This window comes from Herbaspirillum sp. GW821-FHT09A12, assembly GCF_059418325.1.
The window spans coordinates 14,996-29,027 of record NZ_JBWKPR010000008.1; the positions used below are offsets into that span (position 1 = coordinate 14,996).

13 protein-coding genes are annotated in these 14,032 nt (G+C 64.2%); 5 read left to right on the forward strand and 8 right to left on the reverse strand.

Features of this window, described 5'->3' with window-relative positions; genetic code table 11:
• Positions 1-23: 23 nt before the first annotated feature.
• Together AC07N6_RS16625 and AC07N6_RS16630 are read left to right on the forward strand one after the other, a co-directional pair.
• Positions 24-407 (forward strand): RidA family protein, encoded by a 384-nt coding sequence (locus tag AC07N6_RS16625; RefSeq protein ID WP_050468372.1) that lies wholly within the window; start codon positions 24-26, stop codon positions 405-407.
• Between the two features lie 108 nt (positions 408-515).
• Complete coding sequence (locus tag AC07N6_RS16630; RefSeq protein WP_494782707.1) at positions 516-1,868, forward strand: GntP family permease; 1,353 nt, start codon at positions 516-518, stop codon at positions 1,866-1,868.
• Positions 1,869-1,983: 115 nt separating this feature from the next.
• Here AC07N6_RS16630 and AC07N6_RS16635 read toward each other — a convergent pair whose 3' ends face one another.
• On the reverse strand, positions 1,984-2,508 hold the full coding sequence (locus AC07N6_RS16635) for a hypothetical protein (protein ID WP_494782706.1): 525 nt from the start codon (positions 2,506-2,508) through the stop codon (positions 1,984-1,986).
• A gap of 258 nt (positions 2,509-2,766) precedes the next feature.
• Between AC07N6_RS16635 and rpsO the strand changes: the two genes are divergently transcribed.
• The 3 genes from rpsO to AC07N6_RS16650 all read left to right on the forward strand — a co-directional run bounded on the left by rpsO (position 2,767) and on the right by AC07N6_RS16650 (position 7,142).
• The gene (gene rpsO, locus AC07N6_RS16640) at positions 2,767-3,036 is read left to right on the forward strand and encodes a 30S ribosomal protein S15 (protein WP_050468369.1); all 270 of its coding nucleotides are present in this window, start codon (positions 2,767-2,769) and stop codon (positions 3,034-3,036) included.
• 335 nt (positions 3,037-3,371) lie between these two features.
• A complete protein-coding gene (gene pnp / locus AC07N6_RS16645; protein WP_494782705.1) occupies positions 3,372-5,510 on the forward strand; it encodes a polyribonucleotide nucleotidyltransferase in 2,139 nt (712 codons plus the stop codon).
• 342 nt (positions 5,511-5,852) lie between these two features.
• Positions 5,853-7,142 carry an NAD(P)/FAD-dependent oxidoreductase gene (locus AC07N6_RS16650; protein ID WP_494782704.1) on the forward strand — a complete coding sequence of 430 codons (1,290 nt, stop codon included), beginning with the start codon at positions 5,853-5,855 and terminating at the stop codon, positions 7,140-7,142.
• A 133-nt stretch (positions 7,143-7,275) separates the two neighbouring features.
• On the opposite strand, the gene AC07N6_RS16655 is transcribed toward AC07N6_RS16650, so the two are convergent.
• From AC07N6_RS16655 to pxpB, 7 genes are all read right to left on the reverse strand, one after another.
• On the reverse strand, positions 7,276-8,223 hold the full coding sequence (locus tag AC07N6_RS16655) for an EAL domain-containing protein (RefSeq protein WP_494782703.1): 948 nt from the start codon (positions 8,221-8,223) through the stop codon (positions 7,276-7,278).
• A gap of 318 nt (positions 8,224-8,541) precedes the next feature.
• Complete coding sequence (locus tag AC07N6_RS16660) at positions 8,542-9,546, reverse strand: DUF2891 domain-containing protein (protein ID WP_494782702.1); 1,005 nt, start codon at positions 9,544-9,546, stop codon at positions 8,542-8,544.
• 73 nt (positions 9,547-9,619) lie between these two features.
• On the reverse strand, positions 9,620-10,606 hold the full coding sequence (locus tag AC07N6_RS16665; protein WP_494782701.1) for a DUF979 domain-containing protein: 987 nt from the start codon (positions 10,604-10,606) through the stop codon (positions 9,620-9,622).
• A complete protein-coding gene (locus AC07N6_RS16670) occupies positions 10,603-11,331 on the reverse strand; it encodes a DUF969 domain-containing protein (RefSeq protein ID WP_494782700.1) in 729 nt (242 codons plus the stop codon). Before AC07N6_RS16670 ends, AC07N6_RS16665 begins: the two co-directional genes overlap by 4 nt.
• A gap of 262 nt (positions 11,332-11,593) precedes the next feature.
• Positions 11,594-12,334 carry a 5-oxoprolinase subunit PxpA gene (gene pxpA / locus AC07N6_RS16675; protein WP_494782699.1) on the reverse strand — a complete coding sequence of 247 codons (741 nt, stop codon included), beginning with the start codon at positions 12,332-12,334 and terminating at the stop codon, positions 11,594-11,596.
• Positions 12,335-12,343: 9 nt separating this feature from the next.
• Entirely contained in the window at positions 12,344-13,378 is a 1,035-nt protein-coding gene (locus AC07N6_RS16680; protein ID WP_494782698.1) for a 5-oxoprolinase subunit C family protein, read from the reverse strand.
• The gene (gene pxpB, locus AC07N6_RS16685) at positions 13,375-14,028 is read right to left on the reverse strand and encodes a 5-oxoprolinase subunit PxpB (protein WP_494782697.1); all 654 of its coding nucleotides are present in this window, start codon (positions 14,026-14,028) and stop codon (positions 13,375-13,377) included. Before pxpB ends, AC07N6_RS16680 begins: the two co-directional genes overlap by 4 nt.
• Between the last annotated feature and the right edge of the window lie 4 nt (positions 14,029-14,032).

Below are 14,032 nucleotides of genomic sequence, written 5' to 3' on the forward strand. Positions count from 1 at the left end.
TCATTTTTATCAAAGGAGCAGTAATGAGCATTCAACGATTCGGTGTGGAAGGCGGCAGCGGTACCGGCGGCCAGCATCTGCCGTTTGCCCGCGCGGTGGCGGCCGACGGCTGGCTGTATGTATCCGGCCAGGTGGCGATGGAAAATGGCGAAGTGATCGACGGCGGCATCGTCGCGCAGTCGCACAAGGCCATCCAGAACGTACTGGCGATCCTGAAGGAAGCCGGCTACGGTCCGGAACACGTGGTGCGTTGCGGCGTCTGGCTGGACGACCCGCGCGACTTCCAATCCTTCAACAAGGTGTTCAAGGAATACTTCGGCGCCAACCCGCCGGCGCGTGCCTGCGTGGTGTCGAGCATGGTGGTGGACTGCAAGGTCGAGGTCGATTGCGTGGCCTTCAAGCGCTGATCGGCGAGGCGCTTCGTCGCGATGCAGATGCGTTGGCGAATTAAATAAAGAGCCGGCAGGGGAGCTGTATGCCGGCAGGTGTTTTTACCTTCTGAAGAGGAGATCCAGATGGAGGCTGTACAAGGAACCGCGCTGTTGGTGTACGCACTGGTGGCGGTGGTCGCGCTGATCGTGCTGATCGCAAAATTCAAGATGAATCCGTTCATCGTCCTGATCGTCGTCTCGCTGGTGCTGGGCCTGGCCGTGGGCATGCCGATGGGTAATATCGTCAAGGCCTTCGAAACCGGCGTTGGCGGGGCGCTGGGGCACATCGCCCTGGTGGTGGGCCTGGGCACCATGCTGGGCAAGATGATGGCCGAGTCGGGCGGCGCCGAGCGCATCGCCAATACCATGATCAAGGCTTTCGGCGAGAAGAACGTGCACTGGGCGATGATGGTCGTGGCCTTCATCGTCGGCTTGCCGGTGTTCTTCGAAGTCGGTTTCGTGCTGCTGGTGCCGATCGCCTTCAACGTGGCCAAGCGCACCGGCACCAACATGGTGCTGGTGGGCATCCCGATGGTGGCCGGCCTGTCCGTGGTGCACGGCCTGATCCCGCCGCACCCGGCGGCGCTGCTGGCAGTGACCGCCTATAGCGCCGATATCGGCCGCACCATCATGTATGCGCTGATCGTCGGCATTCCGACCGCGATCATCGCCGGCCCGATCTTCGGCAAGCTGATTTCCAAGGTGGTCATCCCCAATCCGGATAATCCGCTGATCGCGCAGTTCGTCGACGAGGGCAAGCAGCAGCGCGAGCTGCCGGGCTTCGGCATCACGCTGTTCACCATCCTGCTGCCGGTGGCGCTGATGCTGATCGGCAGCTGGGCCGACCTGTTCTTTGCGCCCAAGACTTTCGCCAATGACTTCCTGCGCCTGATCGGCAATTCGGTGATCGCGCTGCTGATCGCCACGCTGGTCAGTTTCTGGACTTTCGGTAAGGCGCGCGGTTTCGGCGCCGACCAGATCCTCAAGTTCACCAACGAGTGCCTGGCGCCGATCGCCAGCATCACCCTGGTGGTGGGCGCGGGCGCCGGTTTCGGCCGCATCCTGATGGACGGCGGCGTGTCCAAGGCCATCGTCGGCATCGCCACCGATGCGCACTTGTCGCCGCTGCTGCTGGGCTGGTTCGTGGCCGCGCTGATCCGCGTGGCGACCGGTTCGGCCACCGTGGCGATGACTACCGCCTGCGGCATCGTGGCGCCGATCGTCGCCAGCATCCCGGGCACCCGTCCCGAGCTGATGGTGCTGGCCACCGGCGCCGGTTCGCTGATCCTGTCGCACGTCAACGACGGCGGTTTCTGGCTGGTCAAGGAGTACTTCAACATGACCGTGCCGCAAACCTTCAAGACCTGGACCGTGATGGAAACCATCGTCTCGGTGGTGGCGCTGCTGTTCACGCTGGCGCTGGCGACCGTGATCTGATCTGGCGCAGCATCCTCCTCATCCTGTGGCCGTGATTGGCGCAGTATGACAAAAGCAAAAGGCCGCATTTGCGGCCTTTTGCCTGGGTACGGCGGATGGAATGGCGATGCGGGGGTCAGAAGGGGAAGCGCGAATCGTCGAAACGCGGATCGGGGCCGTTTTCCACTTTCTGCACGATGCCCTGGTCGGTGAAATAGACCGTCATCTGTGAATTCCACACGCCGCTTTCCTTGAAGCCGTAGTTCCATGCTTCATACGGGATGCGCGCGTAGCGGGTGATCTCGGTCGGGCGGCCGACCCGGTGCAGCACGTCTTCTTTCGTATCCTGGCCGACACGGATGGCGCGGAAGTTTTCGATGGTCCAGACTTGCTGGTAGGAAACCAGCCGGCGGTCGGGGCCGATGCGCGCCATGTACTGGTATTGGCCGAAGGCGCCGGCGCCGTATTCGAACAGGCGGGTGTTGCCATCCTGATAAACATTGGTCGGCGGCCCCAGGCGGGCCAGGACTTGCTCTTCAGCCTCGCCGGGCGCGACCGGCGGCTGGAACAGCGATGCACATCCGGTCAGCATCGACGCCGCGGCGAGTACCGCCGCCAGCATCACGCGCGGGCGGCGCGGCAGGGGAAATAGGGTATGCATGGCTTGTCGTCCTGAAGTTTATTGCAATTCCGTCATTGTAGTGCCGCCGGGAAAGTTGTGTACAGGGCTGTTGCCCGCCTGCCGGGTGCGCGCTGGCTCTGCCATGGCATCTATCCGCTTGTCTCTAAGTATTTGAATAAACTGGATTTTGCTATATACTTTCGCGTCTGGTCATTTTGGCCGGAATTCAATTTTTTGTTCACGGTATGCAGGGCCCGGATCGGTTGCTCCGCACACCGCTTGTGAAAGGTAAATAGCATGTCCATCGAAAAAGCAGCCAAGGCTGTCATTATCTCCGATAACGCCCGTGGCACGAACGACACCGGCTCTCCTGAAGTGCAAGTTGCGCTGCTGACCGCGCGCATCAACGACCTGAACGGTCACTTCAAGGAACACAGCAAGGATCACCACTCCCGCCGCGGCCTGATCAAGATGGTTAACCGTCGCAAGAGCCTGCTCTCCTACCTGAAGGGCAAGGACGCCGACCGTTACCGCGCGCTGATCGAAAAACTCGGCCTGCGTAAGTAATTTGACTCCGCGTTTCCATCCGTTTCACGGGTCATAGCCAGAATGCCTGCGTCACTAGCTGACGCGGGCATTTTGTTTTTTACGATTCCATCGTCGCATGCGGAATCGTTCCCGCTTGCAGCATCGGCGGAATTCCCGGATGCAGTGCAGTTGGCAAGTCCGGATCATCGTTTCAGTCTCATCGTGGCGCAGCATGGCCGCGTTCGTCGTAAGCCGCATGCCGATAGGTTGCGGCTGTGGTGAGGTGAACGACAGCGCCTGAAAATCTGTCGGCAAAAGGAACCCGCGCACCGTGGACACAGTCGGGGCCGGCTCCATAAAAGAAAGGAAATACCGTGTTTAATAAAGTTACCAAGACCTTCCAGTATGGTCAGCACCAAGTCACGCTGGAAACCGGCGAAATCGCTCGCCAGGCCTCCGGCGCCGTGCTGGTGTCGGTTGAAGATACCGTCATCCTGGCTACCGTGGTGGCCCGCAAGGAAGCCAAGCCCGGCCAGGACTTCTTCCCGCTGACCGTCGACTACATCGAAAAAACCTATGCGGCCGGCCGTATCCCCGGCGGTTTCTTCAAGCGCGAAGGCAAGCCTTCCGAAAAGGAAACCCTGACCTCGCGCCTGATCGATCGTCCGATCCGCCCGCTGTTCCCGGAAGGCTACCTCAACGAAGTCCAGGTGATCGTGCACGTGCTGTCGGTCAACCCGGAAATCGATCCTGACATCCCGGCGATGATCGGCTCCTCGGCAGCGCTGTCGCTGGCCGGCATCCCCTTCAACGGCCCGGTGGGCGCGGCCCGCGTGGGCTACATCGACGGCCAGTATGTCCTGAACCCGACCACCAGCCAGTTGAAGTCCTCGCAACTGAACCTGGTCGTGGCCGGCACCGAATCGGCCGTGCTGATGGTCGAATCCGAAGCCGAGCAGCTGTCCGAAGAAGTGATGCTGGGCGCGGTCGTGTTCGGCCACGAGCAATCGAAGGCCGTGATCGATGCCATCCATGCGCTGGTGCGCGACGGCGGCAAGCCGGAATCCCAGTGGGTCGCTCCGGCCAAGAATGAAGCGCTGATCTCGCGCGTGTCGCAACTGGCCGAAGGCCCGCTGCGCCAAGCCTATCAGACCAAGGACAAGCAAGCCCGCACCGAGAAGCTCAAGACCGTGTCGGCGCAAGTCAACGAAGCGCTGGTGGCAGAAGCCGTGGCCAACGGCACCGTGGCTGCCGATGCCGCTGAAGTCGGTTCCATCCTGTTCGACCTGGAAGCCAAGATCGTGCGTTCGCAGATCCTGGAAGGCGAACCGCGCATCGACGGCCGCGACACCCGCACCGTGCGTCCGATCTCGATCCGTACCGGCGTACTGCCGCGTACCCACGGCTCGGCCCTGTTCACCCGTGGCGAAACCCAGGCGCTGGTCGTGGCCACGCTGGGCACCGCGCGCGACGAGCAAAAGATCGACGGCCTGCTGGGCGAGTACACCGACCGCTTCATGCTCCACTACAACATGCCTCCGTTCGCCACCGGCGAAACCGGCCGCGTCGGTACCCCGAAGCGCCGTGAAATCGGTCACGGCCGCCTGGCCAAGCGCGCGCTGCTGGCCGCGTTGCCGGCAGCTGACGAGTTCAGCTACTCGGTGCGCCTGGTGTCGGAAATCACCGAATCCAACGGCTCCTCGTCGATGGCTTCCGTCTGCGGCGGCTGCCTGGCGCTGATGGACGCCGGCGTGCCGATGAAGGCGCATGTGGCCGGTATCGCCATGGGCCTGATCAAGGAAGGCAACAAGTTCGCCGTGCTGACCGACATCCTGGGTGACGAAGATCACCTGGGCGACATGGACTTCAAGGTGGCCGGTACTGCCGAAGGCATTACCGCGCTGCAGATGGACATCAAGATCCAGGGCATCACCAAGGAAATCATGCAGGTGGCGCTGGAGCAGGCCAAGGAAGGCCGCCAGCACATCCTGGGCAAGATGCAGGAAGCCGTGCCTGCCGGCCGTGGCGAGCTGTCCGACTTCGCGCCGCGCCTGATCACCATCAAGATCAACCCCGAGAAGATCCGTGACGTGATTGGCAAGGGCGGCGCCGTGATCCGCGCGCTGACCGAAGAAACCGGCACCCAGATCGACATCAGCGACGAAGGCGTAGTCACCATCGCTTCCGTCGACGCGTCGGCTGGCCAGGAAGCCAAGCGCCGCATCGAAGAACTGACCGCTTCGGTCGAAGTGGGCAAGGTCTACGAAGGCACTGTGTTGAAGCTGCTGGACTTCGGCGCGATCGTCCAGGTCCTGCCGGGCAAGGACGGCCTGCTGCACATCAGCCAGATCGCCAACGAGCGCGTCAACGCCGTGGCCGACTATCTGAAGGAAGGCCAGCAAGTGCGCGTGAAGGTCCTGGAGACCGACGACCGTGGCCGCCTGAAGCTGTCGATGAAGGCTGCACAGGCTGAAGAAGCGCCGGAAGCGGCTGCTTCGAACGAAGCCCAGTAAGACCGGCTTGCAGGTGTCCGGCCCTGGCGCCGAACATTTGCGATGCTTGAACATCCCCCGTAGCCGCAAGGCTGCGGGGGATGTTCTTTTGTGGGCCGCTTATTGGAGCCGCTTACCAGGACGGCATGGGGTATGACAAAGTGGCCAAGTGCTTTCGAACCAAATATGTGAGATTCTGTCCGTCTGCATTGAGGAAAATCAAATTTTCTTCGCGGCCGCAATGTCATGGGGGAATCGCGGCCAGGCAACGCAAGCAGATCCGAATAGAGAGTAGGGGACAGCGCCGCCGTGGCCGACAGGCCGGGGTAGCCATAAAAACAATTTACTTTTGAAAGGAAGCCCATGCCCCACGTAGTCATCATCGGCTGTGGTTTCGGCGGACTGGCCGCCGCCCGCGAACTGGCGGGCGCGGATGTGCGCATCACCATGATCGATCGCAGCAACCATCACCTGTTCCAGCCCTTGCTGTACCAGGTGGCCACCGCGGGCCTGTCGGCCCCGGCCATCAGCGCTCCCATCCGCAACATCCTGTCGGAGCAGCGCAATGTCACCACGCTGATGGCCGATGTCATCTCCATCGATGTGCAGGGCAAGTCGGTCTGCCTGGAAGACGGCACGCGCATCGACTACGACCACCTGATCGTGGCCGCCGGTTCCACCCACAGCTATTTCGGACACGATGAATGGGCCGGCCTGGCACCGGGCCTGAAGACGCTGGAAGACGCCTTCGACATCCGCCGCCGCATCCTGATGGCTTTCGAATACGCCGAGCGCGAAACCGATATGCGCCGCCGCCAGGAATGGCTGACCTTCAGCGTCATCGGCGGCGGCGCCACTGGCGTGGAAATGGCCGGCACCCTGGTCGAGATCGCGCGCCATACACTGCGCGGCGAATTCCGCAACATCGACCCGCATTCGGCGCGCGTGGTGCTGATCGAGGGCTCGGACCGCATCCTCGGCGCTTATCCGCCCGACCTCTCCGAGAAAGCGCGCGAGCAACTGCAAAAGCTGGGGGTGGACGTGCGCACCGGCAGCCGCGTGGTGCATATCGACGAGCAATGCGTGCGCTATGCCAATTTTGACGGCGAGCAGACGCTGGCCTCACGCACCGTGATCTGGTCGGCCGGGGTGGCGGCTTCGCCGCTGGGCAAGTCGCTGGGCGTGGAGCTGGACCGCGCCGGTCGCGTGCCGGTGTCGCCTGAGCTGAACATCGCCGGGCACGACGACGTCTATGTGATCGGCGACCTGGCGGCCGCCCAATCGGACGGCAAGCCGGTGCCCGGCGTGTCGCCGGCGGCCAAGCAGATGGGGCGGGTGGCCGCGCGCAATATCAAGAACCGCATCGCCAACCGGCCGCTGCAAGCCTTCAAGTACCAGGACTACGGTTCGCTGGCCACCATCGGCCGCAAGGCGGCCATTGCGATGGTGGGCAAGTTCAAGTTCTCGGGTTTTCCGGCGTGGCTGTTCTGGCTGTTCGTGCACGTGTACTTCCTGATCGGTTTCCGCAACCGCGTGATGGTGATGAGCGACTGGGCCTGGGCTTACCTGACCTTCAAGCGCAGCGCGCGGGTCATTTCCAGCACCATGCATGGGCAACAGGAGAAATCGGACAAGAAGACGCTGCTCGAGTAGGCGCCTGCCCGGCGTCTTGCGTCAGGCATTCTCCTGCGGTAAAGGCAAAGGCCCTCGTGTTCGCATGTGCGACACGAGGGCCTTTGCCTTGCGCTTCCGTTTCATTTTCCTATCCAGCCCCAAAGGGCGTGCATTACGCGTACAACCTTACTTTCCAATCGGCGGCGGCATGCTGGCCGGCGTTCCTGGCGTATGTGTCCTGTATCAACGAGGCCTTGGTGCGCATGTTGGCCTTGACCCGCAGCACATGATCGGACAATCCGTGCCAATGCAGGGACGGACGCGCGATCAGATAGCCTTGCACGCCGGCGGCGCCGGCGCCTAGCGCCGCTTCCAGCTTGGCGGCGGTATCGATGCCTTCCACCACCACGCTCGCGCCGCGATCCTTGCACACGCTCGTCATGTGGCGCAGCAGTTGCAGCGGCAGTTCGCCATCGGCGGACTCTTGCAGCACGGACTTGTCGAACTTGACGATATCGGCGTGCACCTGGTCCAGGATAGCCAGCGAACCGGGCTCCTTGCCGATATCGTCCAGCGCAATGCGCACGCCCAGCAGTTGCAGATGCTGAATCAGCGCCAGCGCGCCGGCCTGCGAGGGGAAGGTGCTGGTTTCCGTGATTTCGATCACCAGCCGTTGCGCCAGGTCGGGACGATCCTCGAGATGCGCCATCAGTTCGCTCCACCAGCCGGTAATCACAAAGGAGCGGGCCGAGACATTGCAACCCAGGCTCAGCGCCTCGCTGTCAGCCAGCGCTCCCAGGGTGGTCCACAGCATGCTGCGGTCGAGGCGGTCCACCAGGTCCAGGCGTTCCAGCGCCTGGATCGCATCCGGCACGCTGTAGTCGCCATGCGCGGCTTTGGGGCCCAGGCGTCGCAGCAGGCATTCGTAGTACATCGACGAGCCGGCCTCGGAGGATCCGTCCGCGGTAACCGGTTGAAAGGCAACCGCCAGCTTGTTCAGGCGGAGATCGTCCAGCAGGCGGTTGGCCAACAGCACATCTTCCCGGAAGGCCTGTTCGGACACGCCGGCCATGAGTTGTCGGGGCGCATCACCGAGGTTGTTGTTGATGTTGTTCCACATGATTGCCGGCTCCTGTTCTCGTTTCAACTCTTGCTGGCCCTTGATGCGGGCCATTCGAATGGCTGTGAAACCGGTTGGCGGCACAGCAACTTCAGTATAGGAGGCCAGGCGGACTTGCCATATATGACAAGAATGAAGAGTTTTTCGGATCTCGTGGGACTAGTACTAAATTGCTTTTCAAGGGCAGCGTTGGAGAGCGCATGCCCGCGTAAAACGGGCGCGCATTGGGGGATTCGAAGGGGGAAGCGGCAGCCCAGGCGCAACGATCCTGGGCCGCCGTTGCCGGTTCAGGCGCGGCAGGAGTTGCCGCGCACGGCGTCAGCCTTCCAGCGCCAGCAGGGCGAAGGTCGCCAGCCAGTGGCCGCCGCTGTAGTGGCTGCCGACCACATGGTCGAGCGAGGCCGCGATATGGCGTTCGGCTGCGGCGCCGATGGCCGCGCGCGCCGGATGGTCGGCGTGCAGGTGGCGCAGGATGTGTTTCATGCACCAGGCGCGCGACAGGTTCAGGCCGTCGAGGTGGGCGATCTTGGGATCGGTGCGGTCGCTCACCGTGGCCGGTTGCATGATCTGCGCGATGTCGGCGATGCGCGGCAGGTAGTTGTCGAACCAGGGCTGGAAGCCGCCGGCCGGCAGCGCCCTGGTCATCAGCAGCGCTTCGGTCAGCGCGCCGGAGATGTATTCGTCGCCGCCCGGTTCGTAGTGCGCGGGGTAGTCGGTGTCGTTGGCGTAATAACGCCTGGCGGCATCGATGATGGCGGTTTCGAGTTCGGCGTCCTGAATATGGCGGGCCTGATCCAGCGCCAGCGCCAGCGCGAAGGCGGTGTTGTAGTGGGTGCCGACGCGGATCGGGTAGGTTAGCTTGGACAGGTAGTCCAGCAGGCGGCGGCGGATTTCGGCGGTCAGCGGCTGCATCGCTTGCCGCCATGCGGCTGCGCGCGGCAGGGCCGACTGCGCCAGCTCCTGGTCCAGCGCCAGGATCCAGCCGAAGCCGTAGGGGCGTTCAAAGGAGGCGCGGCCGCCCGCACGGAAATATTCGGTCTCGCACTCCATCGATGCTGGCGTGAAGTGCTCGTCGAAGATGGCGCTGATGTCGGCCCCGGCCGGCAGTTCCGGGTAGAGGCGCGCGCAGCGCAGCAGCAGCCAGTAGCCGTGCACCGCCGAATGCCAGTCGTAGCAGCCGTAGAACACCGGATGCATGGCGCGCGGCGACAGCACGTCATGCTCGCCGTTGAGCACATGCATGATGTGGTTGGGGTATTCCTGGCGCAGGTAGGCCAGCGGCATGCGGGCGAAGGCTTCGGCCTGTTGGATGTTCAGTTGCATGAAGGGACTCCTTGAAACGACCGCGACCGCCGCAGGGCGGCCACGGTGAGGGACGCTGCCGGAATGTCCGGGATCAGCGGAAAGCGAGGAAGTACATCAGGAAGACGTTGACCACGAGCAGCGTCAGCGCGGTCGGGATCTGCACCTTGATCACCTGGTACTTGTTCTTCAGCTCAAGCAGCGCCGCCGGCACGATGTTGTAGTTGGCCGCCATCGGCGTCATCAGCGTGCCGCAGTAGCCGGAGTACATGCCGATGGCCACCAGCGGCGCCGGATCGGCATGGTGCCCCAGGATCAGGAAGGGCAGGGCGATGCCCGCGCTCATGACCGGGAAGGCGGCGAAGGCGTTGCCCATCACCATGGTGAACAGCGCCATGCCGACGCAGTAGATCACCACCACCAGGAAGCGGTTGTCCGGATTGACGAACAGGCTCACCACCTGCTGCACCGAGTTGCCGGTCTTGGCGGCGACGAACACGCCGCCCAGCATGGCCAGCATCAGCGGCAGGATCGCCGCCCAGCCGATCGAGTCCACCAGCCGGCGCGACTGGCGCACCGCTTGCAGCGGCGTGCCGCCGGTCAATGCCCAGCCGGCGAGCAAGGCGCAGATACAGGCCACGCACAGCGCCGCCAGCGTCAGCTGCTTCTGGTCGAGCAGGAACACCTCGCCAAGCGAGACGCCTTTCAACAGCACGGTACAGGCCACCGTGATCACCGGGATCAGCACGGCCGGGAAGAACAGCCAGTTGCCCAGGCGCTTGGCGGAGGCCACGCGCTCTTCATAGGTAGTGGTGGCGTAAGTGCCCATGGACAGCAGGCCGGTGCCGGCGATCAGTGAAATGATGATCACGGTGGCGCCGATGATGCGATACCCCATGGATTTGCCCAGGTTCTCGACCAGCAGGTCGCCGAACAGGAACACGGCGCCGAACAGGAACCAGAACAGGGCGGTGGTGTAGCGCTTGGGGTTGCCCTTGTCGCGCAGGGTCATGCCGACCAGCAGCATGACGATGAAACCGATCAGGTAATAGATGCGGTTGATGGTGATCAATGTCGTCATGCCGGCACCTTGGATGGGTTGGATTGGGAAGCTTTCCAGGCGTCGACGTCGCGGCGGATGGAGGCGTCGAGGCGGGTCAGGCGGAACAGGTGGATCACCAGTGCCGACAGCGCGGTGGGGATGGCCCACAGGCCGATATGCAGCGGCTCGATGTTGGCGATGCCGTTTTCCTTGAGGAAGGCATCCATCAGCAGCACGGCGCCGAAGGCGATGAAGATGTCTTCGCCGAAGAACACGGCGATGTTGTCGCAGGCCGCCGAGTGGGCCTTGATCTTGTCGCGGATGTGCTGCGGCAGGTCTGCGCCGTAGGCGTTCACGGCGGCGCCTTCGGCCATCGGCGCCAGCAGCGGGCGTACGGTCTGCGCCTGGCCGCCGAGGTAGATCAGGCCCAGCGCCGCGGTGCCTTCGCGCACCACGAAGTACAGCATCAGGATGCGCGCCGAGGTGGCGCTGGCGATGCCGGCGATCCACGCCTGCGCACGCTCCTTCAGGCCGTAATGTTCGAGCAGGCCGATGATCGGCAGGATCAGCAGGAAAGTCGCCAGCGAGCGGCTGTTGACGAACTTCTCGCCGAAGGTCTCCAGCAGCATGCCGAAGTCCATGCCCACCGCAAGCCCGGTGGACAGGCCGGCTACGGTCACCACCAGCAGCGGATTGAAACGTAAGGCAAAGCCGGCCACGACGATCGGTATCCCGATCAGCGGCAGCAGAGTCGTGCTCTCCATGAAAAACTCCCTTGTGTTGAAAGATGAGAAACGTAATGGCGATTGCAAGGCCTGTGCCAATGCCGCATGCCGGACAACGCGCGCGCAGGCGGGGAAACCATGCGCGCACGACCTTGCCTGTGGCATCTCCAAGGCCTCATTCTTTTACTGCCGGGACTGCGGGAACTGCTGTTGCGACTGCTGGAAACGAAATAAAACGTGGGACAACAAATGGGACAACAAGCGGGACAGCAAGCGAAAGCCGGTGTGCCGCCGGGCGTATCTACGCGGCCGCCCGCACGGCGATGCGTTCGCTGTGCAGGCGCGCACGGATTTGGCGCGCGAAGTCCAGCGCATGCGGCCCATCTCCGTGCAGGCACACGGTCTGCGCGTTGACGCTGACGATGCTGCCGTCGATGGCCTTGACCCGCTTGTCCTTGACCAGCGACAGCGTCTGCGCGATCGCCGCTTCATCGTTGTCGATCATGGCGCCGGGCTTGCCGCGGCTGACCAGGCTGCCGTCGGCTTCATAGGCGCGGTCGGCGAAGACTTCTTCCAGCGCGGCCAGGTCGGCGTGGCGGGCGGCGGCGATCAGCTCGCTGCCGGCCAGCCCGACCAGGCTGAGTTCAGGGTTGAAGGTGCGAACGGCGGCGCAGATGGCGTTGGCCAGCACCGCGTCCTTGGCGGCCTGGTTGTACAGCGCGCCATGCGGCTTGACGTGCGTCATGCGGCCGCCTTCGGCGCGCACGATGGCGTCCAGCGCGCCGAGCTGGTACAGCATGCCGCTGAAGATGTCCTCGGGCGGCAGGTGCATGGCGCTGCGGCCGAAATTTTCGCGGTCGGGGAAACTGGGATGGGCGCCGATGGCGACATGGTTCTGCATCGCCCAGCGCACGCTGCGGCGCATGGTCGCCGCATCGCCGGCATGCCAGCCGCAGGCGATGTTGGCGGAGCTGACCAGGGTCAGCAATTGCTCGTCGGTGTCGCAGCCTTCGCCGAGGTCGGCATTGAGATCGATATGCATGGCGTGTCCTTATTTTCGATACAGCGTCGCGCGCGACCAGTCCAGCGCGGCCATCGTGTCGCGGATGGAATCCAGATAGCGTTGCTGCTCTTCACGGGCCGCCAGCGCGCCTTGCATGTCGCACGGTTCCAGGCGCAGGGTGGCGTTGAGCGGCGCTTGCGCCAGCTTCCACAAATCGGCGCCGATCACCACGCCGATTTTCGGATAGCCGCCGGTGGTTTGCGCATCGCCCAGCAGGATGATCGGCTGGCCCGAAGGCGGCACCTGGATCACGCCGGGCACCACGCCGTGCGAGAGCATGTCGCGGCCGTGCTTGCGCTTGAGTTGCGCGCCTTCGAGGCGGCAGCCCATGCGGTTGCTGTTGGGCGTGATGCGCCATGCATGGGCCCACAGCGCCGCTCTAGAGGCCTGGGTGAATTGTTCGAACTCGGGGCCGGGCAAGACGCGCAGCGTCACATGCCGGCTGTTTTCGCCTTCGCGCAAGGCCAGTCCGCTCCAGCGCGGCGAGCGCATGCCGAAGGCGGGGCCGCCGACGGCGGCATTGGCGGGGCCGGCATGGCCGATGGCGAGCCGGTCGCCTTTGCGTAGGGCGCGTCCCAGGTGCCCGCCGAAGCCGGCCTTGAGGTCGGTGCTGCGGGAACCCAGCACCAGCGGGACATCGATGCCGCCGGCCACGGCCAGGTAGGTGCGCATGCTGTGGCGCGGCGCTTGATGGGGGCTCTCGGGGGACGCCGGCGCCAGTTTGAATGTGCTGCCGGCGCGCACCGGAATGCTCCAGCAGGCCGCGACCGGTTTGCCGTCCAAGGTGGCGCCGATGTCGTCGCCGCCGAGGGCGATGCGGGTATCGGCGGCGAAGCGGATCTCGCACGCGCCCATGGTGATTTCGATGCCGGCCGCGCCGCTGGGGTTGCCGACCAGCAGGTTGGCCGTCGACAGCGCCAGCGTATTGAGCGCGCCGCCCGGATGGATGCCGAGCCGGCGGTGGCCATGGCGGCCGAGGTCTTGCACTGAGGCCAGCATGCCGGGGTGGACGATTTCTATCATTGTTCCACGCGCTCCACGGTAAAGCGCACATGGTCGCCGGGGCGCAGCAGCGTCGGCGGATCTTGCGCGGGATCGAACAGGGGGAGGGCGGTGCGGCCCAGCAACTGCCAGCCGCCCGGCGAGGCCATGGGATAGATGCCGGTCTGCTCGCCGCCGATGCCGACCGAGCCGGCCGGGATGGAGAGGCGCGGTTCGGTATGGCGCGGCGTGGCCAGTTCCGGCGCCAGCCCGCCCAGGTAGGCGAAGCCGGGCAGGAAGCCGATGAAATAGACCACGTAGTCGCCGCCGCTGTGGCGCTTGACGACTTCGTCGACGGGCAGGCCGGTGTGGCGCGCTACCGCGGCCAGGTCGGGGCCGTCCGCGCCGCCGTAGACCACCGGGATCTCGACGCTGCGGCCCTGCGCGCCGGCGGCGCCGAGCTTGGGCCAGAGCTGGCCGATGCGTTTGGCGAGCGCATCGAGTGCGATGGCGGGGCGTTTGAGGATCAGCGTCAGGTTGTTCATGCCGGGCACGACTTCGTCGACTTCATCCCAGGCGGCGGCCAGTTCGGCCAGGGCCCAGATGCGTTGCTGTTGCAAAAGCGTCGCCGGCGCGGGCAGGCTGCAGAGCAGCGCGCTGTCGCCCAGCGGATGAATCTGAGGTGCCTGCATGTGT

Coding starts and splice junctions, on each gene's coding strand:
- AC07N6_RS16630 (WP_494782707.1), top strand. CDS start 516: ATGGAGGCTGTACAAGGAACCGCGCTGTTGGTGTACGCACTGGTGGCG.
- AC07N6_RS16670 (WP_494782700.1), bottom strand. CDS start 11,331: ATGGAGAGCACGACTCTGCTGCCGCTGATCGGGATACCGATCGTCGTG.
- pxpA (WP_494782699.1), bottom strand. CDS start 12,334: ATGCATATCGATCTCAATGCCGACCTCGGCGAAGGCTGCGACACCGAC.
- AC07N6_RS16625 (WP_050468372.1), top strand. CDS start 24: ATGAGCATTCAACGATTCGGTGTGGAAGGCGGCAGCGGTACCGGCGGC.
- AC07N6_RS16655 (WP_494782703.1), bottom strand. CDS start 8,223: ATGTGGAACAACATCAACAACAACCTCGGTGATGCGCCCCGACAACTC.
- AC07N6_RS16650 (WP_494782704.1), top strand. CDS start 5,853: ATGCCCCACGTAGTCATCATCGGCTGTGGTTTCGGCGGACTGGCCGCC.
- rpsO (WP_050468369.1), top strand. CDS start 2,767: ATGTCCATCGAAAAAGCAGCCAAGGCTGTCATTATCTCCGATAACGCC.
- AC07N6_RS16680 (WP_494782698.1), bottom strand. CDS start 13,378: ATGATAGAAATCGTCCACCCCGGCATGCTGGCCTCAGTGCAAGACCTC.
- AC07N6_RS16660 (WP_494782702.1), bottom strand. CDS start 9,546: ATGCAACTGAACATCCAACAGGCCGAAGCCTTCGCCCGCATGCCGCTG.
- AC07N6_RS16665 (WP_494782701.1), bottom strand. CDS start 10,606: ATGACGACATTGATCACCATCAACCGCATCTATTACCTGATCGGTTTC.
- pxpB (WP_494782697.1), bottom strand. CDS start 14,028: ATGCAGGCACCTCAGATTCATCCGCTGGGCGACAGCGCGCTGCTCTGC.
- AC07N6_RS16635 (WP_494782706.1), bottom strand. CDS start 2,508: ATGCATACCCTATTTCCCCTGCCGCGCCGCCCGCGCGTGATGCTGGCG.